28 protein-coding genes are annotated in these 23,302 nt (G+C 65.6%); 15 read left to right on the top strand and 13 right to left on the bottom strand.

What is annotated here, in order from left to right:
* Window positions 1-8: 8 nt before the first annotated feature.
* Together QTI04_RS16775 and QTI04_RS16770 are read left to right on the top strand one after the other, a co-directional pair.
* Entirely contained in the window at window positions 9-974 is a 966-nt protein-coding gene (locus tag QTI04_RS16775) for a tripartite tricarboxylate transporter substrate binding protein (RefSeq protein WP_286616633.1), read from the top strand.
* A gap of 96 nt (window positions 975-1,070) precedes the next feature.
* Window positions 1,071-1,532 (top strand): isoprenylcysteine carboxylmethyltransferase family protein, encoded by a 462-nt coding sequence (locus tag QTI04_RS16770; protein ID WP_286599956.1) that lies wholly within the window; start codon window positions 1,071-1,073, stop codon window positions 1,530-1,532.
* A 37-nt stretch (window positions 1,533-1,569) separates the two neighbouring features.
* Here QTI04_RS16770 and QTI04_RS16765 read toward each other — a convergent pair whose 3' ends face one another.
* Both QTI04_RS16765 and tsaE read right to left on the bottom strand, forming a co-directional pair.
* Window positions 1,570-3,030: an N-acetylmuramoyl-L-alanine amidase gene (locus QTI04_RS16765; protein WP_286616632.1), complete on the bottom strand. Its 1,461-nt coding sequence runs from the start codon at window positions 3,028-3,030 to the stop codon at window positions 1,570-1,572.
* Window positions 3,027-3,524, bottom strand: a complete 498-nt coding sequence (gene tsaE, locus QTI04_RS16760) for a tRNA (adenosine(37)-N6)-threonylcarbamoyltransferase complex ATPase subunit type 1 TsaE (protein WP_286599958.1) — start codon at window positions 3,522-3,524, stop codon at window positions 3,027-3,029. The genes QTI04_RS16765 and tsaE overlap by 4 nt, the downstream gene beginning before the upstream one ends.
* Here tsaE and queG point away from each other — a divergent pair.
* Window positions 3,510-4,580 (top strand): tRNA epoxyqueuosine(34) reductase QueG, encoded by a 1,071-nt coding sequence (gene queG / locus QTI04_RS16755; protein ID WP_286616631.1) that lies wholly within the window; start codon window positions 3,510-3,512, stop codon window positions 4,578-4,580. The genes tsaE and queG overlap by 15 nt on opposite strands.
* Here the strand turns inward: queG and QTI04_RS16750 are convergent.
* Both QTI04_RS16750 and QTI04_RS16745 read right to left on the bottom strand, forming a co-directional pair.
* Complete coding sequence (locus tag QTI04_RS16750; RefSeq protein WP_286599960.1) at window positions 4,567-4,995, bottom strand: hypothetical protein; 429 nt, start codon at window positions 4,993-4,995, stop codon at window positions 4,567-4,569. The two genes, queG and QTI04_RS16750, sit on opposite strands and share 14 nt — an antisense overlap.
* A gap of 29 nt (window positions 4,996-5,024) precedes the next feature.
* Window positions 5,025-5,957: an AEC family transporter gene (locus QTI04_RS16745; protein ID WP_286599961.1), complete on the bottom strand. Its 933-nt coding sequence runs from the start codon at window positions 5,955-5,957 to the stop codon at window positions 5,025-5,027.
* Window positions 5,958-6,036: 79 nt separating this feature from the next.
* On the opposite strand from QTI04_RS16745, the gene QTI04_RS16740 reads away from it, so the two are divergent.
* From QTI04_RS16740 to QTI04_RS16725, 4 genes are all read left to right on the top strand, one after another.
* Window positions 6,037-7,011, top strand: coding sequence for a tripartite tricarboxylate transporter substrate binding protein BugE (locus QTI04_RS16740; RefSeq protein WP_286599962.1), 975 nt, complete (start codon window positions 6,037-6,039; stop codon window positions 7,009-7,011).
* Between the two features lie 65 nt (window positions 7,012-7,076).
* Complete coding sequence (xerD, locus tag QTI04_RS16735; protein ID WP_286616630.1) at window positions 7,077-7,991, top strand: site-specific tyrosine recombinase XerD; 915 nt, start codon at window positions 7,077-7,079, stop codon at window positions 7,989-7,991.
* Window positions 7,992-8,010: 19 nt separating this feature from the next.
* Entirely contained in the window at window positions 8,011-8,985 is a 975-nt protein-coding gene (locus QTI04_RS16730; RefSeq protein ID WP_286616629.1) for a tripartite tricarboxylate transporter substrate binding protein, read from the top strand.
* Between the two features lie 19 nt (window positions 8,986-9,004).
* Window positions 9,005-9,484 (top strand): MaoC family dehydratase, encoded by a 480-nt coding sequence (locus tag QTI04_RS16725; protein ID WP_286616628.1) that lies wholly within the window; start codon window positions 9,005-9,007, stop codon window positions 9,482-9,484.
* Here QTI04_RS16725 and QTI04_RS16720 read toward each other — a convergent pair.
* On the bottom strand, window positions 9,463-10,281 hold the full coding sequence (locus tag QTI04_RS16720) for a ferritin-like domain-containing protein (protein ID WP_286616627.1): 819 nt from the start codon (window positions 10,279-10,281) through the stop codon (window positions 9,463-9,465). The genes QTI04_RS16725 and QTI04_RS16720 overlap by 22 nt on opposite strands.
* A gap of 38 nt (window positions 10,282-10,319) precedes the next feature.
* Here QTI04_RS16720 and QTI04_RS16715 point away from each other — a divergent pair, with 38 nt between their 5' ends.
* The gene (locus tag QTI04_RS16715) at window positions 10,320-10,844 is read left to right on the top strand and encodes a gamma carbonic anhydrase family protein (RefSeq protein WP_286599968.1); all 525 of its coding nucleotides are present in this window, start codon (window positions 10,320-10,322) and stop codon (window positions 10,842-10,844) included.
* Between the two features lie 23 nt (window positions 10,845-10,867).
* Window positions 10,868-11,866 (top strand): Hsp33 family molecular chaperone HslO, encoded by a 999-nt coding sequence (locus QTI04_RS16710; RefSeq protein WP_286599969.1) that lies wholly within the window; start codon window positions 10,868-10,870, stop codon window positions 11,864-11,866.
* A 13-nt stretch (window positions 11,867-11,879) separates the two neighbouring features.
* On the opposite strand, the gene QTI04_RS16705 is transcribed toward QTI04_RS16710, so the two are convergent.
* The 7 genes from QTI04_RS16705 to QTI04_RS16675 form a co-directional block, all read right to left on the bottom strand.
* A complete protein-coding gene (locus QTI04_RS16705) occupies window positions 11,880-12,722 on the bottom strand; it encodes a hypothetical protein (protein ID WP_286616848.1) in 843 nt (280 codons plus the stop codon).
* Window positions 12,723-12,901: 179 nt separating this feature from the next.
* Window positions 12,902-13,558 carry an AAA family ATPase gene (locus QTI04_RS16700; RefSeq protein ID WP_286616626.1) on the bottom strand — a complete coding sequence of 219 codons (657 nt, stop codon included), beginning with the start codon at window positions 13,556-13,558 and terminating at the stop codon, window positions 12,902-12,904.
* A gap of 23 nt (window positions 13,559-13,581) precedes the next feature.
* Window positions 13,582-13,857 (bottom strand): cell division protein FtsB, encoded by a 276-nt coding sequence (gene ftsB, locus QTI04_RS16695; RefSeq protein ID WP_286599972.1) that lies wholly within the window; start codon window positions 13,855-13,857, stop codon window positions 13,582-13,584.
* 19 nt (window positions 13,858-13,876) lie between these two features.
* Window positions 13,877-15,160: a phosphopyruvate hydratase gene (gene eno / locus QTI04_RS16690; protein WP_286599974.1), complete on the bottom strand. Its 1,284-nt coding sequence runs from the start codon at window positions 15,158-15,160 to the stop codon at window positions 13,877-13,879.
* 115 nt (window positions 15,161-15,275) lie between these two features.
* Window positions 15,276-15,566 (bottom strand): DUF1330 domain-containing protein, encoded by a 291-nt coding sequence (locus tag QTI04_RS16685; RefSeq protein WP_286599976.1) that lies wholly within the window; start codon window positions 15,564-15,566, stop codon window positions 15,276-15,278.
* Window positions 15,563-16,420, bottom strand: coding sequence for a 3-deoxy-8-phosphooctulonate synthase (gene kdsA / locus QTI04_RS16680; RefSeq protein ID WP_286616625.1), 858 nt, complete (start codon window positions 16,418-16,420; stop codon window positions 15,563-15,565). Before kdsA ends, QTI04_RS16685 begins: the two co-directional genes overlap by 4 nt.
* Window positions 16,417-18,093 carry a CTP synthase gene (locus QTI04_RS16675; protein WP_286616624.1) on the bottom strand — a complete coding sequence of 559 codons (1,677 nt, stop codon included), beginning with the start codon at window positions 18,091-18,093 and terminating at the stop codon, window positions 16,417-16,419. Before QTI04_RS16675 ends, kdsA begins: the two co-directional genes overlap by 4 nt.
* Before the next feature lie 80 nt (window positions 18,094-18,173).
* Here QTI04_RS16675 and coaBC point away from each other — a divergent pair, with 80 nt between their 5' ends.
* From coaBC to QTI04_RS16660, 3 genes are all read left to right on the top strand, one after another.
* On the top strand, window positions 18,174-19,400 hold the full coding sequence (gene coaBC / locus QTI04_RS16670) for a bifunctional phosphopantothenoylcysteine decarboxylase/phosphopantothenate--cysteine ligase CoaBC (RefSeq protein WP_286616623.1): 1,227 nt from the start codon (window positions 18,174-18,176) through the stop codon (window positions 19,398-19,400).
* A gap of 34 nt (window positions 19,401-19,434) precedes the next feature.
* Window positions 19,435-19,881, top strand: a complete 447-nt coding sequence (gene dut / locus QTI04_RS16665; protein ID WP_286616622.1) for a dUTP diphosphatase — start codon at window positions 19,435-19,437, stop codon at window positions 19,879-19,881.
* Window positions 19,882-20,078: 197 nt separating this feature from the next.
* Entirely contained in the window at window positions 20,079-20,570 is a 492-nt protein-coding gene (locus QTI04_RS16660; RefSeq protein WP_286599984.1) for a glycine zipper 2TM domain-containing protein, read from the top strand.
* A 65-nt stretch (window positions 20,571-20,635) separates the two neighbouring features.
* Here QTI04_RS16660 and QTI04_RS16655 read toward each other — a convergent pair whose 3' ends face one another.
* Window positions 20,636-21,160, bottom strand: a complete 525-nt coding sequence (locus tag QTI04_RS16655; RefSeq protein ID WP_286599985.1) for a peptidylprolyl isomerase — start codon at window positions 21,158-21,160, stop codon at window positions 20,636-20,638.
* Between the two features lie 14 nt (window positions 21,161-21,174).
* Here QTI04_RS16655 and QTI04_RS16650 point away from each other — a divergent pair, with 14 nt between their 5' ends.
* The 3 genes from QTI04_RS16650 (at window position 21,175) to QTI04_RS16640 (ending at window position 23,152) form a co-directional block, all read left to right on the top strand.
* Window positions 21,175-22,314: a cupin domain-containing protein gene (locus QTI04_RS16650; protein ID WP_286616621.1), complete on the top strand. Its 1,140-nt coding sequence runs from the start codon at window positions 21,175-21,177 to the stop codon at window positions 22,312-22,314.
* On the top strand, window positions 22,304-22,807 hold the full coding sequence (locus QTI04_RS16645; protein WP_286616620.1) for a hypothetical protein: 504 nt from the start codon (window positions 22,304-22,306) through the stop codon (window positions 22,805-22,807). The genes QTI04_RS16650 and QTI04_RS16645 overlap by 11 nt, the downstream gene beginning before the upstream one ends.
* A 93-nt stretch (window positions 22,808-22,900) precedes the next feature.
* Entirely contained in the window at window positions 22,901-23,152 is a 252-nt protein-coding gene (locus QTI04_RS16640; RefSeq protein WP_286616619.1) for a hypothetical protein, read from the top strand.
* Window positions 23,153-23,302 lie beyond the last annotated feature (150 nt).

Below are 23,302 nucleotides of genomic sequence, written 5' to 3'. Positions count from 1 at the left end.
GACAAACAATGAAACGCTTTCCCTTCACGGTGCTCGCCGCTGCACTGGCCATCGTCCCGCTGCTTTCCCAGGCACAAGCCTTCCCCGACAAACCCATCACGTTCGTGGTGCCCTTTGCCGCAGGCACGGCAACCGACCAGATCGCCCGCGCGCTCGGCAACGGCGTGACAGCTGAGACGAAGCAGCCGGTGGTGATCGACAACAAGGCCGGCGCCAGCGGCTTCATCGCCTCGCAGCAGGTGGCCAAGGCGCCGGCCGACGGCTACACCGTGCTGATCACCACCAACACCACGCACGCGGCCAACGAGCACCTCTTCAAGAAGCTGCCCTACGACCCGGTGAAGGATTACGCGCCGATCGCCGCGCTGGGCAAGGGCGGCCAGATCATGGTGGTCAACCCCTCTTTCCCCGCCAAGACAGTTGCGGAATTCGTAGCGCTCGCGAAGAAAGAGCCGGGCAAGTACAGCTTCGGAAGCGGCAGTTCGTCGAGCCGCATGGCGGGCGAGCTGCTGCAGCAGATGGCCGACATCAAGCTGCTGCACGTGCCCTACAAGAGCAACACGCTCGCGGTGACGGACCTGCTCGGCGGCCAGATCAACATGATGATCACTGACACCGCGACCGGCCTGCCGCAAGTCAAGTCCGGCAAGCTGCGTGCGCTGGGTGTTTCAAGTGCCACGCGCTCGCCGCTGGCGCCCGATGTGCCGACGATCTCGGAGGCCGGCGTCAAAGGCTACGAGATGGGCTACTGGTTCGCCGCGTACGCACCGGCAAAGACGCCGCCCGCGGTCGTCAAGCGTCTGAACGAGTTGCTGGTCAAGGCAGCCAAGAGCGAGGCGGCCAAGGCTGCGTTTTACGAGCCGACCGGGACCGAGGTATTCACGACCTCGCCGGAAGAACTCGCGAAGTTCCAGGCCGGCGAATCGCAGAAGTGGGGGCGCATCGTGAAAGCCGCGGGAATCGAGGCCGAGTAGGTCCGCTACGCAAGGAGTGCGGCCGCGAGAGAACCCTTTGCCAGGCGCGGCGCGCGTGGAGCAAGATGGTTCCCGCCATTTCCAAAGAGGCCGCTCATGAATGTGCTGGAGCATCGGATTCCCCCTCCGCTTGTCGCGCTGGCCGCCGCCTTGTTGATGTGGCTGGTATCGCTGCTACCGCCGGATGTGGAGGCCCCTTTCGCGTGGCGCGCCACTTTCGCCATCGTGGTCGCCGCGGCGGGTGTGGCCTTCAGCGTGGCTGGGATGCGGGCTTTTCACCAGTCGAGAACCACGATGAACCCGTTCACGCCCGACATGGCATCCGCCCTTGTCACCCGCGGGGTCTACCGCTTGACGCGCAACCCGATGTACCTCGGGCTGCTGCTGGACTTGCTGGCGTGGGCGGTCTTCCTCTGGGATCTTCTCGCGCTGGCCGTGTTGCCCCTGTTCGCTCTCTACATCCAACGGTTCCAGATTGCCAGCGAGGAGCGCGCGCTGTCCTTGCTGTTCGGGGCGGAGTACGCCGCCTACCAGCAGCGCGTGCGGCGCTGGCTGTGAGAGGGGGAGAGGTTCGCGCCGAGACTACCGGACAGACTTACAGCTGCCGGCTGCGCGCCAGCGGCGGATTCTGCGCAAAGTAGCGTTGAATCCCCCGCATCAATGCATCCGCCAGATCTTCCTGGTAGGCCGTGCTGCGCAGCTTGGCCTCTTCCTCGGGGTTGCTGATGAAGGCCGTCTCGACCAGCACGCTCGGGATATCCGGCGCCTTGAGCACCGCGAAGCCGGCCTGTTCGACCTGCGCCTTGTGCAGGCGTGCGCCGATGCCGCGGATCTCGCCCAGCATCGCGCCGCCCAGCTTGAGGCTGTCGTTGATCTGCGCAGTGGTGCTCATGTCGAGCAGTGCGCGCTGCACCTGCGCCTCGTGATTGCCCACGTTCACGCCGCCGACCTTGTCGGCCTGGTTTTCCTTGTTGGCGAGCCAGCGCGCGGCACTGCTCGATGCGCCACCCTGGCTCAGCGCAAACACGCTGGCGCCTTTCGCCTCGGGGGTGGTGAAGGCGTCGGCGTGGATGCTCACGAACAGGTCGGCCTGCACGCGGCGCGCCTTCTGCACGCGCACGCCGAGCGGCACGAAGAAGTCTGCGTCGCGTGTGAGAAAGGCGCGCATCGGGTTGCCGTTGACGCTGCTCGCGTTGATGCGTTCGCGCAGCCGATGGGCGATCTGCAGGACGATGTCCTTCTCGCGCGTGCCGTTCGGGCCCATGGCGCCGGGGTCCTCGCCGCCGTGGCCCGGATCCAGCGCGACGATGATGATGCGGTCGGTCTGGCTCGCCGTGGCGACGCCGCGCCCGGAAGTGGCCGGTGGGGGAGGCGCGCTGACGGCCGGCGGCGGCATGGGAATCGGCAGTGGGCCGACGGGTGCCGACGGGCGATTGGCCTGCGTGACTGAAACCGGCGGTGCCGCACGGGTGGACTGCTGCGCCATCAGGTCGCCGAGCGGGTCAGCGGCCTCGGCGCCGGGTCGCGAGGGCGCAGGTGTGTCGCCGGAAGAGGGGGCGGCGCCGGCCACCGCGGTTTTCGGCGCGTCGCGCAGGCGCTCGGCGATCAGTGACTCCAGCGGATCGGCTGCCTGCTGCGGATAGAGGTCCAGCACGAGCCTGTCCTTGTAGGCCGCGACCGGCGCCAGCGAGAACACCTGCGGCGCCACCGCCTGCTTGAGGTCGAAGACGATGCGCACGACGCCCGGCGCGAACTGCCCGACACGCAGGCCGTTGATGTACGGGTCGTCAGGCTTGATCTTGCCGACCAGCTCGCGCAGCGCGGGATTGAGGTCGATGCCGTTGATGTCCACCGCCAGCCGCGGTGGACTGCCGACCACCAGCTGCTGCGAGTTCAGCCGGCCATCGGATTCGATGGTCACGCGTGTGTAGTCGGATGCGGGCCAGACGCGGACCGCGACGATGGTCGCGCCCTGGGCGATCTCGTGGATGCCCAGCAGCAAGGCAATGCTGCCGCCTTGCAGCAGCGCACGTCGCTTCAGTCCGCTCGCCCTCATGCGGCGTCGGCAAGCAACCGGCTGCCGCGCTGCGTGTGCGCGCGAAGGGTCACTGTGCGGGTGTCGTCGGTCATTGCTTCGATTTTAATAGCGAGGTCCGCAAGCGGAATGCGCCCCGCGGCGTTTTCGGGCCATTCCGCCAACTTGACCCCTGGTCCGGCAAAGATGTCACGGAAGCCGGCATCCTCCCATTCGCGTGGATCGCTGAAGCGATAGAAGTCGAAATGGAAGATGGCGAGCCCGTCGGGCGCCTCGTGCGGCTCCACGACCGCGTAGGTCGGGCTCTTGATGCGGCCCGTGATGCCGAGTGCGCGCAGCAGGTGGCGCACGAAGGTCGTCTTGCCCGCGCCCAGGTCGCCTTGCAGCGAGATGAAGGCGTCGCGCAGCGCCGGCGACTGCGCGAGGGCGCATGCCAACGCGTCCGTGTCGTCTTCGGTGCGCCAGACCAAGGTGGCGCTGTGCGTTTCTACAATCGGCAGGTGATCGGCAGACATCAACTCGTGATTCGGATTCGGGCTTTGGCCCGGGAACTCGGATTCTCCCAAATCGGGGTCGCGGGTGTCGACCTCTCGAGTGCCGAGCCGGGGCTGATGCAGTGGCTGGCCGAGGGATTCCATGGTGACATGCATTACATGGCCGCCCACGGCACGCGGCGCGCGCGGCCGGCGGAACTGGTGCCCGGCACCGTGTCGGTGATCACGGCCCGCATGGACTACCTTCCACGGGCCACGCCCGACGATTGGCAGGCGATCGAGTTCTCACGCCTTCGGCGGCCGGACGAGGGCATCGTGTCGCTCTACGCGCGTGGCCGGGACTATCACAAGGTCCTTCGCTCGCGCCTCTCCAAACTGGCGGATCGCATTGCCGGCGAGGTCGGACCCTTCGGTCACCGCGCCTTCACCGACTCCGCGCCCGTGCTGGAGGCCGAACTCGCGTCGCGCAGCGGCCAAGGCTGGCGCGGCAAACACACGCTGGTGCTGGACCGCGAAGCCGGCTCGATGTTCTTCCTCGGCGAGATCTACGTCGACATGGCGTTGCCGCCGAGCCAACCGGTCACGCCCCATTGCGGCAGTTGCAGTGCCTGCATCGACGTGTGCCCGACACAGGCCATCATCGCGCCGTACCGCCTTGACGCGCGACGCTGCATTTCGTACCTGACGATCGAACATGCGGGGGCGATCCCCGTCGAACTGCGGTCGCTGATGGCCAACCGCATCTATGGGTGCGACGACTGCCAGTTGATCTGTCCCTGGAACAAGTTCGCCAAGAAAAGCGCGCTGCCCGACTTCGATGCGCGCGACGGCCTTACCGGGCGTCAGTTGAGCGAACTCTTCGCCTGGAGCGAGGAAGACTTTCTGCGCTACACCGAGGGCAGTCCGATCCGGCGCATCGGTCACGAGCGATGGCTGCGCAACGTGGCCGTCGCGCTCGGCAATGCGCTGCGCGCCGGGGATGACAGCGCGCGCGCGGCCCTGGCCTCCCGCCGCGAGCACCCGAGCGCGCTGGTGCGCGAGCACGTCGAGTGGGCGCTGGCCTTCAGTGCCGGATGATGGCTGAGATCTGGGCCGTCCCCGAGTCCAGCGAGCGCATCGAGCTCAGGCGAAGCGAGGCGTATTTCAATGTGGGGTTGTTGATCAGCTTGCCGCTGAAGTGGCCGTTGAAGCGTGTGTCCTTGCAGCCGCTCACGGTGAGCTCGAGCGAGGCATTCGCGGGCGACACGTAGTCCATGCTCGACCCCATCAGGCTGCAGGTGGCTTCAGGGACACTGCCATTCACCCGGCCGTCGAAGTCGATCTGCAGCACGCCCGAATAGACCTCCGGTGGTCCTTGCGCGCCCGTGTCCTGCTGCACCACGTAGAACAGGAAGGGGCCGTTCCAGCCACCCTGGTAGCGGGTGTATTCTTGCGCGTGCGCCACGCCCGCCAGCGATGATGCTGCGACAACGGCCAGGAGGTAGCGGCGCATCGGGAGATGGTAGCCGCGAAGGTGGCCCACTAGCGTGTCAGCGCGAGGGCAAAGGGCAGGCTCAGGACGCCCAGCAGCGTCGACAGTGTCACAAGCCCCGCCACATAGGCGCCGTTGTAACCCATGCGCGCCGCCAGCACGTAGGCGCTCGACGCGGTGGGCACGGCAGAAAAGGTCATCAGCACCGCCGCCTGGGCCGGGTCCAGCTTCAGCACGATCGCGAGCCCCCAGCCGATCAGCGGCAGCACCAGATGCCGTATGGCCAGGACCGATACCGCCAGCACCTTGCCTTGCGCGAGCGTCGCGAACTGCATGCCCGCGCCGGCCGCCATCAGCCCCAGCGCGAGCGATGCCGCGCCGATGCGGGTGAGCGTCGGTTCGAGCCAGGTGGGCACGCCGAGGCCCAGCACGTTGGCGATCAGGCCGGTCACGGTGGCGATGATCAGCGGGTTGCGCGCGAGCTGCCGCACGAAGCCGGTCTGCGCGTGCCGGGTCATCGGCCAGACGGCCGCGATGTTGAACATCGGCACGCACACCCCGATGAGCACCGCGATCATGAGCAGGCCCTCCGGCCCCGCCACGCGGTCGGCAAGGGCGAGGCAGATGAACGAATTGAAGCGAAAGGCGATCTGCGCGCTGGCCGCGTGGTCGCGACGATCGATGTGCGCGCCGATTGCCGGCAGAAAGGGCAGGGCGTAGGCCAGCGCGATGCCGCTGAGCCCGACGCCCACGCCCGCGGTCAGCAGGTTGGACGTAGCCCCGAAGTCGAGCGGGCTGCGCACGATCGAATGGAACAGGAGCACCGGAAAGAGAAAGTAGTAGACCAGGCTTTCGACCTGGTTCCACACGCGGCGGTCAAGTGCCGTATAGCGGCATAGAAGCCAGCCGCAGGCGATGAGGGAGAAGTCGGGGAAGAGCAACTGCGCATAGTTCACCGTTCGAGGATATCCGCCGCGCGGCATGGGTAATCCACGACGTAGACGGACGAGCGACCCGTTAGCATCCGGGCTTTCGTTTATTGGCCCAAGGAGGGCTATCCAAATGCAACGTCGTCAATGGAATGCGTTTGCCAGCGCAGCCGCGCTGTTCGCGCTCGCAGGGTCCAGCTGGGCGCAGGGTTACCCGAACAAGCCCATCGAACTTTCGGTGCCGTTCGCACCGGGCGGCACCACCGACATCGTGGCGCGCGTGATCGCCGAACCGCTGGGCAAGACGCTGGGCCAGCCCGTGGTGGTCATCAACAGGGCGGGCGGCGGTGGCATCGTCGGCGCGGCCGAAACGGCCCGGGCCACGCCGGACGGCTACAAGCTGGGCGTCGCGACAGTGTCGAGCACGGCAGCCAATCCGGCGATCAACCCGAAGACGCCGTACGACCCGATCAACGATTTCACGCCGATCGTCAACATCGCCGCCACGCCCAACATCATCGCGGTGCACCCGAGTTTCCCGGCCAAGAACTACGCCGAATTCATCGCCGAGCTGAAGAAAAACCCGGGCAAATATTCGTACGCGACCTCGGGCACGGGCGGCATCGGGCATCTGCTGATGGAGCTCTACAAGAGCCTCACCAACACGTTCGTCACCCACATTCCGTATCGCGGTGCAGGCCCCGCGCTGAACGACGTCGTGGCTGGACAGGTGCCGATCATGTTCGACAACATCCCGTCGGCGCTGCCCTTCATCCAGACCGGCAAGCTGGTGCCGATCGTGGTGTCGGCGCCCCAGCGCCTCGCCGCGCTGCCCAACGTGCCGACCTTCAAGGAAGTCGGCCTGGAACCGGTGAACCGCATGGCCTACTACGGCATCCTCGGCCCGAAGGGGCTGCCGAAGGAAGTGGTCGACAAGATCAACGCTGGCGTCAAGAAGTCCGTCGAGGACCCGGCCGTGCGCAAGCGCATCGAGGACACTGGCTCGCTCGTCGTGGCGAACACGCCCGAGCAGTTCGCGGCGCAGATCAAGGCCGAGTACGAGGTCTACAAGCAGGTCGTGGCCAAGCAGAAGCTCAAGCTCGACTGATCACGGCACTCCCGCTCGAAGCCGCCCCTCCTGGGCGGCTTTTTCTTTTTGTTATCTTGCATCGCATGACCGCGGCCACCGAAACGCCCACCGAAACGCCCGAAATCGACGACTTCATCGACGCCCTGTGGCTCGAGGACGGTCTGTCGAAGAACACGCTGGCCGCCTATCGCCGCGATCTCGAACTGTTCGCCCATTGGATGAAAGCCGAGCGCGGCAAGGTGCTCGACGCCGCCCAGGAGAACGACCTGCAGGCCTACATGGGCGTGCGTCTTTCCGACAAGGGCAAGGCGACCTCGGCCAACCGGCGGCTCACCGTTTTCAAGCGCTACTACCGATGGGCTCTGCGCGAACAGCGCATCGCCGCCGACCCGAGCCTGCGGCTGGCGCCGGCCCGGCAGATGCCGCGAGCGATCAAGACCCTGTCGGAGAAGCAGGTCGACGACCTGCTCGCCGCGCCGGATGTCGATACGCCGCTGGGCCTGCGCGACCGCGCCATGCTCGAGCTGATGTACGCGAGCGGGCTTCGCGTCAGCGAACTGGTCGAACTCAAGGTGTTCGAGATGAGCCTGAACGATGGCGTGCTGCGCGTGCTCGGCAAGGGGAGCAAGGAGCGCCTGGTGCCTTTCGGAGGCGAGGCTCGGCGCTGGATCGACCGCTACTTGCACGAGTCGCGTCCCGTGATCCTGGATGGTCAGCAGACCGCCGACCTCTTCGTCACGAATCGCGGCGCGGGGATGACGCGCGCGATGTTCTGGGTCATCGTGAAGAAGAACGCGCTGGCGGCCAGCATTCATGTGCCGCTGTCGCCGCACACGCTCCGCCATGCGTTCGCGACGCACCTGCTCAACCATGGCGCGGACTTGCGCGCGGTGCAACTGCTGCTGGGCCACGCGGACATTTCCACCACCACCATCTACACGCACGTCGCGCGCGAGCGGCTGAAGCAGCTGCATGCGCAGCACCATCCGCGCGGCTGACAAGAAAGGAGTTGCATCGATGTCTTTCAATTTTCCCGTGCACCGCATTGCGCTTGCGCTGGGTCTTGCACTGTCCGCCGGCGTCTCACAGGCGCAGGTCATACCGAAAACGATTCGCCTCGTCGTGGCCTATCCCGCGGGCGGCGTCAGTGACGTGATTGCCCGCGCACTGGCCGACAAACTCTCTGCCCAGCTGGGCAGCACGGTCGGGGTCGAGAACAAGGCGGGCGCGAGCGGGACGATCGGCATGGACGCCGTCGCCAAGGCCACGCCCGACGGCGCGACGCTGGGCTTCTCCGCCATCAGTCCGTTGGTGCTGAATCCCCATCTCGGCAAGTCGCCTTTCGATCCGCTGAAGGACATCGCTCCAGTGGTCAGCGTCATGTATTCGCCGGTGTTGCTGCTGGCAACGCCGGCGACCGGGACTCGCGATTTCCAGTCATTGCTCGACGACGCGAGGGCAAGGCCGGGTGCAGTGCGTTGGGCGACATCGGGCCAGGCCTCGCTGGGCCACGTGGTGCTCGAACAACTTCGCGCAACCGCAAAGGTGGACATCACGCACATCCCCTACAAGGGGGGAGGCCAGCAGCTCAACGACGCGATCGGCGGGCAGTTCGAGATTCTCTCGACCAATGCAGGGCCAACTGTCGCCGCGCAGATCACGGCCGGGAAGCTGCGTCCTCTGGCAGTCGGCGCGCCGAAGCGGCTCGACAACCTGCCGAAGGTGGCGACGCTGTCGGAGTTGGGCTATCCCGCGGCCAACGTTTCATCTCTCTTCGGCGTGTTCGCTCCGGCCGGGACGCCGTCGATCCTGATCGAGAAGTACAACGTCGAGATCAACAAGGCCCTGGCCAGCCCCGATCTGCGAGCGAAGTTGCAGTCGACCGACAACGTGCCCACCGGTGGTCGCGCCGAAGAATTCGCGAACGAGATCGCGAGCGAATACGAAAGCAACGGCCGCATCGTGCGAGCCGCAGGCATCAAGGGTGACTGACAGGGCCGAGGAGATCGACATGACAGAACCAGGGACCTTCCAGCCAAACCTCTATCTCGAAGACCTAGAGCCCGGCGATCGCTTCGTCAGCGAATCGCACGCGCTCGATGAGGCACAGATCATCGAGTTCGCGCAGCGCTTCGATCCGCAGCCTTTCCATCTGGATCCGGAAGCCGCCAAGAACACTTTCTTCCAGGGTCTGGCGGCGAGCGGCTGGCATACGGCGGCGATCACGATGCGGCTGCTCGTGACCAGTGGCATGCCGCTGGCCGATGGCGTGATCGGCTCGGGCGGCGAGATCCACTGGCCCAAGCCGACCCGGCCGGGAGACGTGCTGCGCGTCGAGAGCGAAGTGGTGGAGGTGATCCCGTCGCGCTCGAAGCCGGAGCGCGGGATGGTCGTGATGCGTTGCGAGACGAAGAACCAGCACGGTGATGTGCTGCAGCGTTTCTCGCCGAAGATGGTGGTGTCGCGGCGTCAGTTTTCCCCGCGGGAATGAGCCGTTAAGGCCTGCAACTCTTCGTTCGTGAAGCCGGCCCGCGCACGGGCCTCCAGATTGAATGGAGCCTTCAGGCGCGGCGCCTCGTGCCGCCGGTACAGCACGCGGTAGTGTGCGATCGGGTCGAGGCCCTGGCGCTCGCACAGCCAGCGGTACCAGCGGTTGCCGATAGCCACATGTCCGACTTCGTCGCGCAGGATGATGTCGAGGATCGCGCAAGCGGCCAGCGCGTCCGGCGTGTTCACGCGGCGCAGCTTGGCCTGGATCAGCGGCGTCGCGTCCAGACCGCGCGCTTCGAGGGTGCGAGGCACCAAGGCCATGCGGGCGACCACGTCGTCCTTGGTCTTCTCGCACATGTTCCACAGGCCGTCATGGCCGGTGAAATCGCCGTAGCTCCAGCCCATGCCACGAAGATGGTCGTGCAGCAGCATGAAGTGCTGGGCCTCCTCGTCGGCCACGCGCAGCCAGTCGCGGTAGTAGGCCTCGGGCATGCCGTCGAAGCGCCAGGCCGCGTCCAGGGCGAGGTTGATCGCATTGAACTCGATATGGCAGATCGAATGGATCAGCGCGGCGCGGCCTTCCGTCGTGAACGGCGAGCGCTTCTCGACTTCGGTGGCGGAGACGCGCAGCGGACGCTCGGGGCGGCCAGGGACGCCGGCTTCGTCGCCTTCCGTGCGGATGGGCTCCGTGGGCATCGGGTGCAGGATGGATTGCGCGACCGTGGCGTGCGTCGCGGCCACCTTGAGGTCGGGATCGGTGAGGCGCAGTGCGGCCAGGGCGCCAAGGCGGGGGTGCATCCCTACAATTCTAGTTTTCGACCTCTGGAGACATCGCGATGGCCCTTTACGAACTCGACGGCGTGGCACCCCAACTCGGCGAAGGCGCATGGGTCGCCGATAGCGCTCAGGTCATGGGCAACGTGGTGCTCGCCGAGAACGCGAGCGTCTGGTTCGGCGCGGTGCTGCGGGGCGACAACGAGGCGATGCGCCTCGGGCGCAACAGCAACGTGCAGGATCTGTCGATGCTCCATTCCGACCCCGGCTGCCCGCTGACCATCGGCGACAACGTGACGATCGGCCATCAGGTCATGCTGCACGGCTGCACGATCGGTGACAACTCGCTCATCGGCATCCAGGCGGTGATCTTGAATAACGCGAAGATCGGCCGCAATTCCATCGTTGGCGCCGGCAGCGTCGTGACCGAGGGCAAGGAGTTTCCTGACAACTCGCTCATCATCGGATCGCCGGCGAAGGTGGTGCGCACGCTCGACGATGCCGCCGCCGCGAAGCTGCGGCATGGCGCCGAGCACTATGTGGAAAACGGCCGTCGCTTCGCGAAAGGCCTCAAGAAAATCGCCTGAAGGGGCGGGAGAGAGAGTCTCAATTGAGCGAGTTGCACAAGTTCCTGTTCGACGGCCTGCCTGTGCGCGGCATGATCGTGCGACTGACCGATGCCTGGCAGGAAATCCTGGCGCGCCGTGCGTCCAATACAGGCACCGGCGCCTATCCGGCCCCGGTGGCAGAGTTGCTGGGCGAGATGACGGCCGCGGCCACGCTGATGCAGGCCAACATCAAGTTCAACGGCGCGCTCATCCTTCAGATCTTTGGCGACGGCCCGGTCAAGATCGCGGTCGCCGAAGTGAAGCCCGATCTGAGCCTGCGCGCCACCGCCAAGGTGGTGGGTGAGCTCGCCGCCGATGCGCGTCTGCCCGACATGGTCAACGTCAAGAACAAGGGCCGCTGCGCGATCACGCTCGACCCCAAGGACAAGCTCCCGGGCCAGCAGCCGTACCAGGGCGTGGTGCCGCTGTTCGGCGACCGCGGCGAAAAGCTCGACAAGCTCAGCGACGTGTTGCAGCACTACATGCTGCAAAGCGAGCAGCTCGATACGACGCTGGTCCTTGCGGCCGACGACAAGGTGGCTGCAGGCCTCCTGATCCAGCGCCTGCCGGTCAAGGGTGAAGCCAACCTCGAAGGCACATCCCGCAGCGATCATGACCAGTCCAACGAGGACGAGATCGGCCGCAACGAGGACTACAACCGCATTTCCATTCTTGCCTCGAGCCTGACGCGCGACGAACTCCTGACACTGGATGTGGACACCATCCTGCGTCGTCTTTTCTGGGAAGAGAAACTGCTGCGCTTCGAGCCGCAGGCCGGCTTGCTGGGACCGCATTTCGCATGCACCTGCGGGCGCACGCGGGTCGCGAACATGATCCGTGGGCTTGGCGTGGAAGAAGCGGAGAGCATCCTTGCCGAGCGTGGCGACATCGAGGTCGGTTGCGACTTCTGCGGCAAGCAGTACCGCTTCGATGCGGTCGATGCCGCGCAGATATTTACCGCGCCGGGGGATCAGATGCCGGGTACGGCGGTGGTGCAGTAGGGCGGTTCAACCTTCATGGCTGGGGCGCGGAGCGTCTCGTCCCGGCCTCGAAGGCGCTGAACCGGATGTCCGGTGCGCTGGTGTTGTGGCGCGAAGGCACTGTGCGGCCGAAGCGGACCTGTGCCGCCTCGAGCGTGGAGACCGAAGGCAGCTCCCGCGTCTGCAGAGCCGAAGTGGGTGTCGCCCGCCAGCTCACCGCGCTCATGTCCGCGTTGTCGGCGGTCACGTACATCGAGCGCAGCATCGCGAAGGGCTGGTCGCCGCGCGTCGGCGGCTTCAGGGACACATCGAGCGCAGTGCGTTTCTCGCTGATCTCCGCGACCTTCACGTCGGCACGGCCGCCGCCGACGAAGCGAACGTGGAAGGCGAGTGGCCTCGTACTGACGTCGATCGATGCGATGTTGACCACCGGCCGGCCGTCCGTCTCGACCCGCCCCATCAGGAAGGACGAGCCGTAGACGCCGTCACCGAAGCGCGCCGGCGGGAGCGGTTTGAGGCGCCAGTAGCCGTCGGCCGGATACATCACCAGCGCTTCGAGCGGCTTGGCACCGGGCTTCTTCGCATAGACCTGCAGCAGATGGATGTCATCCTCCACTCGCTTGCCGACACGCACCGGCACCCGGTGCGGCCGCCAGAAGCTGGGCAGCGTGATGCCGACGATCATCCAATCCTTGCCGTCGTGGAATACGACGCGGCGCGGCTTGAAGGGGTAGCTCGGGTCCGTGGGATGCGCGCCGCCGTCGAAGTTGCAGTTGGAAAAGTCGGGCGCGGTGATGTCGGCCTTGATGTCGGCCAGGTAGATTGGTTGCAGTGCTTCGACCCGGAAGCGGGCAATATTCCGGCCGCTGAGGGTCATGGACACGTTGTCCTCCTCGGCGCAAGCGGTGGGGCGCGTCTGGTTCTCGACGGTCACGGTGGCCGGTGCGGCTCGTGCCGACGCGCATACGAAGCATGTCACGGCCAGGAAAGCCGCTATCTGGACTTTGAGTTTGAGTAGCGATGGACTTGCCATGGGGTCTTGTGGTGTCTTATGCACTAAGGGCGCCGGGCCACCAAGTCGCTGAACAGCCTGTGCTCGCACGCGGGATCGGAACATTTGTCGCATGGCCAGAACCAGGGCCGTTGGTCGCCGCCGATGCGGCCCCTGCTCGACGCATTTCCCGCGGCTTCCGCGCTCGCGTTGATGGCGTTCCATGCACTGGCGAGTCGCTCCGAGCCACGTCCATGGATCACGGAGTAGGGCGTTCCCGAGCGGGCGAAGGCTGCGCGCAACGATGCGTCTACCCGGTCGCGTTGCTCCTCCTCGATGCTGCTCGGCAGGTCGAGCGCCATGAGCAGCGTGATCGCATAGCCGCGGTGTGCCGTCAGTGCATTCGCATACAGCGCGTCGTCGTTGAAGAGGATGTCGTTGTGAACCGCTGGCGTCAGGGCCGTCGTGTCGGCCACGACCACCCCCTGTTCGGCCGCGGATGCGATGAGTCGGGTCTGTTCGCGGGCGATAGCCGCCAGTTCGACGGCGTTCGGACTGCGCCGCTCGCGCACTCGCCATTCGTGCGAGACGTCCGCCACCAGGGTGGCCACGATGCCGCGCTGCAAGATCCGCGCTGCGAGCGCGTTCGCGAGTTCGGTCTTTCCGGTGCCGTGGGCGCCGAGCAGCGCGATGACGCAGCCAGCGGGGAGATCGGGCGTCATGGGGCCGCCGAGATCGAAGTCATTCAGCGCGTGATCTGCACGAAGACTTCGTTGGGCTTGACCATGCCGAGCTCCTGCCGGGCACGTTCCTCGACCATCTCCAGACCCTCTTTGAGGTCGTTGACCTCGTTGGCGAGACGTTCGTTGTTCAAGGCGGCGCGGGAATTGGCTTCCTTCTGGTCCGCCAGCTTCTCCTGCAGCTGTGCGACCTCGCGCACGCTGCCGCGCCCGGTCCAGAGCTGCCACTGAAGGATCAGCAGCAGGAGGACCAGGATGATCGGGACGATGCGTGATCGCATGGCGCCTGATCCGGGGAGATCAGCGCAGGTTGTAGAAAGCGGCGCGACCCGGGTACGACGCGACGTCGCCGAGGTCTTCCTCGATGCGCAGGAGTTGGTTGTACTTGGCGATGCGGTCCGAGCGCGACAGCGAGCCGGTCTTGATCTGACCGGCGTTGGTGCCCACGGCGATGTCGGCGATGGTGCTGTCCTCGGTCTCGCCCGAACGGTGGCTGATCACGGCGGTGTATCCCGCGCGCTTGGCCATCTCGATGGCGGCGAAAGTCTCGGTCAGTGTGCCGATCTGGTTGATCTTGATCAGGATCGAATTGGCGATGCCCTTGTCGATGCCTTCCTGCAGGATCTTCGTGTTGGTCACGAACAGGTCGTCGCCGACCAACTGCACGCGCTTGCCGAGGCGCTCGGTCAGGTGCTTCCAGCCGTCCCAGTCGCCTTCGTGCATGCCATCCTCGATGCTGATGATCGGGTACTTGTCGACCCAGGTCGCGAGCATGTCGGTCCAGCTTTCGGCGGTGAGGCTGAGGTTCTCGCCGGAAAGCACGTACTTGCCGTCCTTGTAGAACTCGCTCGCGGCGCAGTCCAGGCCCAGGGCGATCTGTTCGCCGGCGGTGTAGCCGGCCTTGTCGATGGCTTCGAGGATCAACTGGATCGCGGCTTCGTGGCTCTCGACGCTCGGTGCGAAGCCGCCTTCGTCGCCCACGGCGGTGCTGATGCCGCGGTCGCCCAGGATCTTCTTGAGCGCGTGAAACACTTCGGCGCCATAGCGCACGGCCTCGCGGAAGCTCTTCGCGCCCACGGGGATGATCATGAATTCCTGCAGGTCCAGGCTGTTGTTGGCGTGTGCGCCGCCATTGATGACATTCATCATCGGCACCGGCAGCTGCATGCCGCCCATGCCGCCGAAGTAGCGGTACAGCGGCAGGCCCGATTCCTCGGCAGCAGCGCGAGCCACGGCCATCGACACGGCCAGGGTAGCGTTGGCGCCCAGGCGTGCCTTGTTGTCCGTGCCGTCGAGGTCGAGCAGCGTGCGGTCGAGGAACGCCTGCTCGCTGGCGTCGAGACCCAGCACGGCCTCGGAGATCTCGGTGTTGATGTTCTCGACGGCCTTGAGGACGCCCTTGCCGAGATAGCGGCTCTTGTCGCCGTCGCGCAGTTCGATCGCTTCGCGCGAGCCGGTCGATGCGCCCGAGGGAACGGCCGCGCGGCCCATGGTGCCCGATTCGAGCAGCACGTCGCACTCGACGGTGGGGTTGCCGCGGCTGTCGAGGATTTCACGCCCGACGATGTCAACGATTGCACTCATTGTTCTCTTGCTCCGAAAAAAACCTGGTAATCACTCAATATCCAAATCATGCCACTCCCATTCGCGAGATACCGCAGAACCGGCTCCGCCGGGCTGTTGGTTGGGGGGGAGCCTGCTAGACACCTTCGACCACGATCATGCGCATGATCGCTGCGCCCTGGCGTGACGCGCGGGCCTTGCCGTATTCGGGGGAGTCGTTGAATTTCTTCGCGGCCTCGACGGTCGGGAACTTGAGGATCACGAGACGCTGGGGATTCCAGTCGCCTTCGAGCACTTCGACCTTGCCGCCGCGCACGCAGACTTCGGCGCCGTGCGCCTTCATGGCCTCGGTGGACCACTTCTTGTATTCCTCATACTGCGTCGGATTCGTGACTTCGACGTTGGCGATGATGTAGGCACTGGTCATTGCTGAAAAATGTCCTCTAGGAATGCGTTTTTCTTGGTGACGCTGTCGAGCGCGAGCAGCGTCTCGAGCAGCGCCTTCATGTGCTTGAGCGGCACGGCGTTGGGGCCGTCGCTGAGCGCCTTGGCCGGGTCAGGGTGGGTTTCCATGAACAGGCCGGCCACACCCACCGCGACGGCGGCACGCGACAGCACGGGCACCATCTCGCGCTGGCCGCCGGAACTCGTGCCCTGGCCGCCGGGCAGCTGCACCGAGTGCGTGGCGTCGAAGACCACCGGCGCGCCCGTCTCGCGCATGATCGCGAGCGAGCGCATGTCGGAAACGAGGTTGTTGTAGCCGAAGCTCGCGCCGCGTTCACAGGCCATGAAGCTGTCTTCCGGCAGACCCTTTTCTTTGGCCGCCGCACGCGCCTTGTCGATCACGTTCTTCATGTCGTGCGGCGCGAGGAACTGACCCTTCTTGATGTTGACCGGCTTGCCCGACTGCGCCACCGCGCGGATGAAATCGGTCTGCCGGCAGAGGAAGGCCGGCGTTTGCAGCACGTCGACCACCTGGGCGGCTGCCGTGATGTCGTCCTCGGTGTGCACATCGGTAAGCACCGGCAGGCCCAACTCGCGCTTGACCTTGGCAAGGATGTCCAGGCCCTTGTCACGGCCGGGGCCGCGAAAGCTGGTGCCCGACGAGCGGTTGGCCTTGTCGAAGCTGCTCTTGAAGATGAAGGGGATGCCGAGCGAGGAGGTGATTTCCTTCAGCGTGCCGGCCGTGTCCATCTGCAACTGCTCGGACTCGACCACGCAGGGACCCGCGATCAGGAAGAAGGGCTTGTCCAGCCCGATATCGAATCCGCACAGCTTCATGCCACCACCTTCAAAGCCTTCTTGTCCGTGTCCGCATTCTGATGCTCGAGCGCCGCCTTGATGAACGCGTTGAACAACGGATGGCCGCTCCAGGGCGTCGACTTGAACTCAGGGTGGAACTGCACACCCATGAACCACGGGTGCACGCTCTGCGGCAGTTCGACGATTTCCGTCAGGTGCTCGCGCTGGGTGAGTGCCGAAATCACCAGGCCCGCGCGGCGCAGTTCGTCGAGGTAGTTGACATTGGCCTCGTAGCGATGGCGGTGCCGTTCGGTCACGACGTCGCCGTAGATGCTGTGGGCCAGGGTGCCTGGCGCCACGTCGGAGCTTTGCGCACCGAGGCGCATCGTGCCGCCGAGGTCGGACTTCTCGTCGCGGACCTTGACCGTGCCGTCGCTGTCCTTCCACTCGGTGATCAGCGCGATCACGGGGCAGGGCGTCTGTGGGTCGAACTCGGTGCTGTTGGCATTCTTCAGGCCGGCCACATTGCGGGCGTACTCGATGGTTGCGACTTGCATGCCGAGGCAAATGCCCAGGTACGGCACCTTGGTTTCGCGGGCGAAACGTGCCGCCGAGATCTTGCCTTCGACGCCGCGCTGCCCGAAGCCGCCCGGAACGAGGATCGCGTCGTACTTGCCCAGCCGGGCGACGTCTTCGCGCGTGATGGTTTCGGAGTCGATGTACTCGATCTTCACGCGGGCGTGGTTCTTCATGCCGGCGTGCCGCAGTGCCTCGTTCAGCGACTTGTAGCTGTCGGACAGGTCGACGTACTTGCCGACCATCGCGATGCTCACTTCCTTCTGCGGATGTTCGACCTCGTAGACCAGGTCGTCCCAGCGAGTGAGCTTGGCCGGCGGCGTGTTGATGCGCAGCTTGTCGCAGATCAGGCCGTCGAGGCCTTGCTCGTGCAGCATGCGCGGCACCTTGTAGATGGTGTCGACGTCCCACATCGAGATCACGCCCCACTCGGGCACGTTGGAGAAGAGCGAGATCTTGGCGCGCTCGTCGTCGGGGATGGGCCGGTCGGCGCGGCACAGCAGGGCGTCGGCCTGGATGCCGATCTCGCGCAGCTTCTGCGCCGTGTGCTGTGTCGGCTTGGTCTTGAGTTCTCCGGCCGCGGCGATCCACGGCACGTAGCTCAGATGCACAAAGGCCGAATTGTTGGGGCCCATGCGCAAGCTCATCTGGCGCACGGCTTCGAGGAAGGGCAGCGACTCGATGTCGCCGACCGTGCCGCCGATCTCGACGATCGCCACGTCGACTTCGTGCGACGTGCCGATGCCGGCGCCGCGCTTGACGTATTCCTGGATCTCGTTGGTGATGTGCGGGATCACCTGCACCGTCTTGCCGAGGTAGTCGCCGCGGCGCTCCTTTTCGAGCACGGACTTGTAGATCTGGCCGGTCGTGAAGTTGTTGGCGCGCCGCATGCGCGTCGTGATGAAGCGCTCGTAGTGGCCGAGATCGAGGTCGGTTTCGGCGCCGTCGTCGGTGACGAAGACTTCGCCGTGCTGGAAGGGGGACATCGTGCCGGGGTCGACGTTGATGTAGGGGTCCAGCTTGATGAGGGTGACTTTGAGGCCGCGCGACTCAAGGATGGCGGCGAGCGAGGCGGAGGCGATTCCCTTACCCAGGGAAGACACCACACCACCGGTGACGAAGACGAATTTGGTCATGCCAGTTCCGAACGTGCAGGTCCGGGAAGTGGGAAATAGGGATTATAGGTGGGGGCACTTGCCCCTTTACACTGCCGGCCATGCAAGAACTTGGCGGCAAACACATCGTTTTGGGGCTCACGGGGGGCATCGCCTGCTACAAGTCGGCGGAGTTCTGCCGGCTGCTGGTCAAGGCCGGCGCTACCGTACAGGTCGTGATGACCGAGGCGGCCATGCAGTTCATCACGCCGGTGACGATGCAGGCGCTGTCCGGGCGTCCGGTCTACACCTCGCAATGGGACTTGCGCGAGGTCAACAACATGCCCCACATCAACCTGAGCCGCGAAGCCGATGCGATCGTGCTTGCGCCTGCCAGCGCCGATTTCATCGCGCGGCTCGTGCAGGGGCGCTCCGACGAACTCCTGAGCCTGATGTGCCTGGCGCGGCCGGTGGACCGTGTGCCTTTGCTCATCGCCCCGGCCATGAACCGCGAGATGTGGAGTCATCCGGCGACGCAGCGGAACCTGCGGCAGGTCGATGCCGACGGCGCCCGGGTGCTGGGCGTGGGCAATGGCTGGCAGGCCTGCGGCGAGACGGGCGACGGCCGCATGCTCGAAGCCGATCAGCTGCTGGACGAAGTCATTGCCCAGTTCCAGCCCAAGGTGCTGGCGGGCCAGCACGTGGTCGTGACGGCGGGGCCGACCTTCGAGGCGCTCGATCCGATCCGCGGCATCACCAACCACTCGTCCGGCAAGATGGGCTTTGCCGTTGCACGCGCCGCACGCGATGCCGGCGCCGAAGTCACGCTGGTGGCCGGACCCGTGCACCTGCCGACGCCGCGAGGCGTGCGCCGTGTCGACGTGCTGTCGGCGCAGCAGATGCTCGAAGCGACGCTGCATTCGGTCCAGAGCGCATCGATCTTCATCGCGACGGCTGCCGTTGCCGACTGGCGCCCGGCCGCGCACAGCGAGCAGAAGATCAAGAAGGACGGCACCGGCAAGCCGCCGGCGCTGCAGTTCGTCGAAAACGAGGACATCCTGCTGACCGTCGCCCAGGGCCCGCGTGCCAAGGGCGGTCAGTTGTTCTGCGTGGGCTTCGCAGCCGAAAGCGAAAACCTCGCGGAACATGCCAAGGCCAAGCGCGAGCGCAAGGGCATTCCGCTCCTGGTCGGCAACATCGGGCCTCTCACCTTCGGGCAGGACCACAACAGCCTGTTGCTGGTCGATGCCAAGGGCGTGCGGGAGCTGCCGCGCGCCCCCAAGCTCACGCTGGCGCGCGAGCTGGTCGCGGAGATCGCGGCCCGTTTGCCGGCCGGGCTCCACCCATGAATCAACAGCCATCGCAATACCAAAGGCGCAATCAGTGAAAGTCGACGTTCGAATCCTCGATCCCCGCATGCAGGACCAACTGCCGGCCTATGCAACCCCCGGCAGTGCCGGACTGGACCTGAGGGCCTGTCTCGATGCGCCCATCACGCTGGAACCGAATGCATGGCAACTGGTGGGAACGGGCATCGCTATCCATCTGGCCGATCCCGGCTTTGCGGCCATGATCCTGCCGCGCTCGGGGCTGGGCCATAAGCACGGCATCGTTCTCGGCAACCTGGTCGGCCTGATCGACAGCGACTACCAGGGCGAGCTCAAGGTCAGCGCGTGGAACCGCAGCGACGCGCCTTTCGTGCTGCAGCCAATGGAGCGGCTGGCCCAACTGGTGATCGTTCCGGTCGTTCAGGCGCAATTCAATGTCGTGGCCGAGTTCCCGCCCAGCGAGCGCGGCGAGGGCGGCTACGGTTCGACCGGCAAGCACTGAAAGGCCTTGGTGAAGGCGCCGCTGTAGGCCCGGTCCTTCATCGGCGCACAAGGCGTGCCCACGCGTAAAGAATGGAACCACAGACGCGGTTGCGCGTCGAAGGTTTCAACATGTGTTCAAGGTCATCGCGCGCGCCTGCGCTGCGTTGATCCACATGCAGGGCGCGCATCGGCCGTGCCGTTTCGAGGAACTACATCATGAAAATCTCCATTCGTTCGCTTTCCGTCACCGCTTCGCTTCTGGCCCTCGCCACGTTGACCGCCTGCGTGGCGCCAGCACCGGTCTATCAGACGACCCACTATCCATACCAGCCGGTGCAGCCGGTCGCGCAGGGGCCCTACGTCGAATACGGTCGCGTGGCCAACATCGAGGTCATCCGCAGCCAGACCGCGGGCACCCCCACGACGGGCGGCGGTGCAATCGCCGGCGGCTTGCTCGGCGGTGTGCTGGGCAACCAGATCGGCAGCGGCAACGGCCGCACGGCGGCCACCGCGCTGGGCGTGGTCGGCGGTGCCTTGCTGGGCAACAGCGTCGAGGCCAATCGCAGCGGCCCGCGCGCCTATGAAAGCTTCCGCGTCTCCATCCAGACGGACAACGGCGGCTATCGCGCATTCGACGTGCCGACCCCCGGCGACCTGCGCATTGGCGATCGCGTCCGCATAGACAACGGACAGATTTCGCGCTTCTGATCGCGACGCAGCAATGGTGAAAAAGCCGGGCAATGCCCGGCTTTTTCATGCGAGGTTGGAGGGATTCAGTGCAGCAGGTCGTTGCCGGGCGCCGTGGGCGGCACCTTGAAAAAGCCCGTGCCTGCCGTGCCGCGCCCGATCTCTTCTTCAGTCGCCTCGCGCACCGACTTCACGGTCATGTCCAGCCGGATCGCGATGCCAGCCAGCGGGTGGTTGCCGTCCAGCACCAGATGATCCGGATAGATTTCACTCACCGTGTAGAGCACATCCTTGGGCATATCCGGGTTCACGCCTTGCGGCAACGCGGCGCCGTCGAAAGTCATGCCTTCCTCCGTGCCTTCGGGGAAGAGGGTGCGGGGCTCGAGAAAGAGCAACTGGTCGTTGAAGTCGCCGAAAGCCTGCTCGGGTTCGAGTTGAAGTTGCACCCGGGCGCCGGGGCCATGGCCCATGAGGGCGGCCTCGATGGCCTCGAAGAGATCGTCGCCGCCGACCAGAAATTCCACGGGATCGTCGAGCACGTCCAGGACTTCGCCCAGCGTGTCTTTCAGCGTCCAGGTCAGGCCGACCACGCATTGTTCAGAGATTTCCATTGCAGAATTCTCCCATGGAGATTGATCAACCCTTGACCTTGCTCGGTGGACTGAGCGCGCAACAGTTCATGCGCCGCCACTGGCAAAAGAAGCCACTGCTGGTTCGCCAGGCCGTGCCCGCGATGGTGCCACCGATTGCGCGACCAGAACTGTTCGACTTGGCGGCGCGTGAGGAGGTCGAATCTCGCCTCATCCGGCATGGCAAGTCGGGCTGGACGCTCAAGCACGGCCCGTTCGCGCGCCGCGCGCTGCCGTCTCTCAAGCAACCCGGCTGGACGCTGCTGGTTCAGGGGGTCGACCTGCATCACCAAGGCGTGCACGAATTGTTGCAGCAGTTCCGATTTGTTCCCGATGCCCGACTCGACGACGTGATGATCAGCTACGCCAGCGACACCGGCGGCGTCGGCGCGCATTTCGACAGTTACGACGTGTTCCTGCTGCAGGCGCAGGGGCGACGACGCTGGTCGATCGGCAAGCAGCGCGATCTGCGCCTCCAGCCCCATGTCCCGCTCAAGATCCTCGCGCAGTTCGAGCCCGAGCAAAGCTTTGTGCTCGAAGCCGGGGACATGCTCTATCTGCCGCCGCGCTACGCGCACGATGGAGTGGCAGAGGGCGATGACTGCATGACCTATTCCATCGGCCTTCGCTCCCCGGCCGCTGCGCCGCTCGGCGCGGACCTGCTCGCACGTATCGCAGAGGCCCAGGCCGAAGCCGTGGAGGACGCGGCAGCACAAGCCGCCGTGCACTATCGCGATCCGGCGCAGCCGGCGCTCGACACGCCCGCGGCGATGCCGTCTGCCTTGCAGGCCTTTGCCCGCGAGGCCGTGCTGTCCGCCATGCGCGACGGCGACATCATCGACCGTGCGCTCGGCGAATCGATGACCGAGCCCAAGCCGACGGTCTGGTTCGACCAGGGCGAAGCGCCATCCCAACTGAACGCCGTCGCCCTCGACCGCCGCACGCGCATGCTCTACGACGAGCGGCATCTCTACATCAACGGCGAGAGCTTTCGTGCCTCTGGTCGCGACGCCAAGCTCATGCGACGTCTCGCGGATCAGCGAGGGCTCGGGCCACGCGATCTTGCGCGCGCGAGCGATGACGCGCTGGCGCTCCTGAGCGATTGGTGTGAAGCGGGGTGGGTACATGCCGAATGACTTTCCCGCTGCCGAATTGCCCGACGGTCCATTCGATGGACGCCATGCGTTTCGCGCGCATCTGCAGACGGCGCTTTCGGCCGCTGCGCGGCAGAACTGGCGAGAAATCGTCCTGAGCGACCCTGAATTCGACGACTGGCCGTTGGGCGAACGTGCCATCGTCGATGCGCTTCAGGCCTGGTCGGCGGCGGGGCGCCGCTTCGTGTTGCTGGCGCAGCGATTCGGTGTCTTCGAGCGCGAACATGCACGCTTTGTTCACTGGCGGCGCATGTGGAGCCACATTGTCGAATGCCGCGCCTGCGACGGACCCGGCCTGCCGGAGGTGCCGAGCGCGATCTGGACACCGTCATGGTTCCTGCATCGCATCGACGTCGATCATGGTCGCGGAGTCTGTGGAAGCGAGCCCGAGGGCCGGCGCGCGTTGCGGGAACGCCTCGATGAATGCCTGCGGCATGCTCGGCCGGCCTTTCCGGCATCGACCCTGGGCTTGTAAGCCAATGCCGCGAATCGCACCGCAATACATATTCTGCGGAGGGTGCAGGTCTAGAATTTTTTCTTTGAGACCTTCATCCAAAGGAGCCCTGTAATGAAGAAGTCTGTATTGATTGCTTCGCTGATTGCCGCTGCCGCGCTGACCGCATGCGGCAAGAAGGAAGAGCCGCCGGCCGTGGTCGCACCCCCGCCCGTCGTAGTCACCCCGCCTGCGGCGCCAGCACCCGCGCCGGCAGCGCCTGCTTCCGCAACGCCTTCCCCGGGCGCACAGTCTGCACTCGACGCGGCCAATGCCGCGACCGAAGCGGCCAAGAAGCAGGCAGAGACACCTCCGGCCAAGCCTTGAGCTTCGGGTACCACCAATACGGGCCGCCTTCAGGCGGCCTTTTTCATGGTGCGCCCAGCATGGGCGCCATCCCGGAGGTGCAAGTCCTCCCGCGAGCTGGCCACAGCAAGCGAAGCGAAGCGCAACTGCGTGAGGGCGACCGAGCGTGGG

The sequence above is a fragment of the Variovorax sp. J22R115 genome, assembly GCF_030317005.1.
Lineage (GTDB): Bacteria > Pseudomonadota > Gammaproteobacteria > Burkholderiales > Burkholderiaceae_C > Variovorax.
The sequence above is the reverse complement of the archived record's forward strand: the minus strand, read 5'-3'. Positions and strand labels throughout refer to the sequence as shown.

What these genes read in the sequence shown, in the direction of transcription:
- coaBC (WP_286616623.1), top strand. Translation starts at nt 18,174, where the DNA reads ATGCAAGAACTTGGCGGCAAACACATCGTTTTGGGGCTCACGGGGGGC.
- QTI04_RS16700 (WP_286616626.1), bottom strand. Translation starts at nt 13,558, where the DNA reads ATGACGCCCGATCTCCCCGCTGGCTGCGTCATCGCGCTGCTCGGCGCC.
- eno (WP_286599974.1), bottom strand. Translation starts at nt 15,160, where the DNA reads ATGAGTGCAATCGTTGACATCGTCGGGCGTGAAATCCTCGACAGCCGC.
- kdsA (WP_286616625.1), bottom strand. Translation starts at nt 16,420, where the DNA reads ATGAAGCTGTGCGGATTCGATATCGGGCTGGACAAGCCCTTCTTCCTG.
- QTI04_RS16765 (WP_286616632.1), bottom strand. Translation starts at nt 3,030, where the DNA reads ATGAGGGCGAGCGGACTGAAGCGACGTGCGCTGCTGCAAGGCGGCAGC.
- QTI04_RS16650 (WP_286616621.1), top strand. Translation starts at nt 21,175, where the DNA reads ATGGAGATTGATCAACCCTTGACCTTGCTCGGTGGACTGAGCGCGCAA.
- QTI04_RS16685 (WP_286599976.1), bottom strand. Translation starts at nt 15,566, where the DNA reads ATGACCAGTGCCTACATCATCGCCAACGTCGAAGTCACGAATCCGACG.
- QTI04_RS16655 (WP_286599985.1), bottom strand. Translation starts at nt 21,160, where the DNA reads ATGGAAATCTCTGAACAATGCGTGGTCGGCCTGACCTGGACGCTGAAA.
- QTI04_RS16675 (WP_286616624.1), bottom strand. Translation starts at nt 18,093, where the DNA reads ATGACCAAATTCGTCTTCGTCACCGGTGGTGTGGTGTCTTCCCTGGGT.
- QTI04_RS16775 (WP_286616633.1), top strand. Translation starts at nt 9, where the DNA reads ATGAAACGCTTTCCCTTCACGGTGCTCGCCGCTGCACTGGCCATCGTC.
- QTI04_RS16640 (WP_286616619.1), top strand. Translation starts at nt 22,901, where the DNA reads ATGAAGAAGTCTGTATTGATTGCTTCGCTGATTGCCGCTGCCGCGCTG.
- QTI04_RS16705 (WP_286616848.1), bottom strand. Translation starts at nt 12,722, where the DNA reads ATGACCCTCAGCGGCCGGAATATTGCCCGCTTCCGGGTCGAAGCACTG.
- QTI04_RS16730 (WP_286616629.1), top strand. Translation starts at nt 8,011, where the DNA reads ATGTCTTTCAATTTTCCCGTGCACCGCATTGCGCTTGCGCTGGGTCTT.
- tsaE (WP_286599958.1), bottom strand. Translation starts at nt 3,524, where the DNA reads ATGTCTGCCGATCACCTGCCGATTGTAGAAACGCACAGCGCCACCTTG.
- QTI04_RS16770 (WP_286599956.1), top strand. Translation starts at nt 1,071, where the DNA reads ATGAATGTGCTGGAGCATCGGATTCCCCCTCCGCTTGTCGCGCTGGCC.
- QTI04_RS16725 (WP_286616628.1), top strand. Translation starts at nt 9,005, where the DNA reads ATGACAGAACCAGGGACCTTCCAGCCAAACCTCTATCTCGAAGACCTA.
- QTI04_RS16740 (WP_286599962.1), top strand. Translation starts at nt 6,037, where the DNA reads ATGCAACGTCGTCAATGGAATGCGTTTGCCAGCGCAGCCGCGCTGTTC.
- QTI04_RS16645 (WP_286616620.1), top strand. Translation starts at nt 22,304, where the DNA reads ATGCCGAATGACTTTCCCGCTGCCGAATTGCCCGACGGTCCATTCGAT.
- ftsB (WP_286599972.1), bottom strand. Translation starts at nt 13,857, where the DNA reads ATGCGATCACGCATCGTCCCGATCATCCTGGTCCTCCTGCTGCTGATC.
- QTI04_RS16660 (WP_286599984.1), top strand. Translation starts at nt 20,079, where the DNA reads ATGAAAATCTCCATTCGTTCGCTTTCCGTCACCGCTTCGCTTCTGGCC.
- QTI04_RS16745 (WP_286599961.1), bottom strand. Translation starts at nt 5,957, where the DNA reads ATGCCGCGCGGCGGATATCCTCGAACGGTGAACTATGCGCAGTTGCTC.
- QTI04_RS16720 (WP_286616627.1), bottom strand. Translation starts at nt 10,281, where the DNA reads ATGCACCCCCGCCTTGGCGCCCTGGCCGCACTGCGCCTCACCGATCCC.
- QTI04_RS16750 (WP_286599960.1), bottom strand. Translation starts at nt 4,995, where the DNA reads ATGCGCCGCTACCTCCTGGCCGTTGTCGCAGCATCATCGCTGGCGGGC.
- QTI04_RS16715 (WP_286599968.1), top strand. Translation starts at nt 10,320, where the DNA reads ATGGCCCTTTACGAACTCGACGGCGTGGCACCCCAACTCGGCGAAGGC.
- xerD (WP_286616630.1), top strand. Translation starts at nt 7,077, where the DNA reads ATGACCGCGGCCACCGAAACGCCCACCGAAACGCCCGAAATCGACGAC.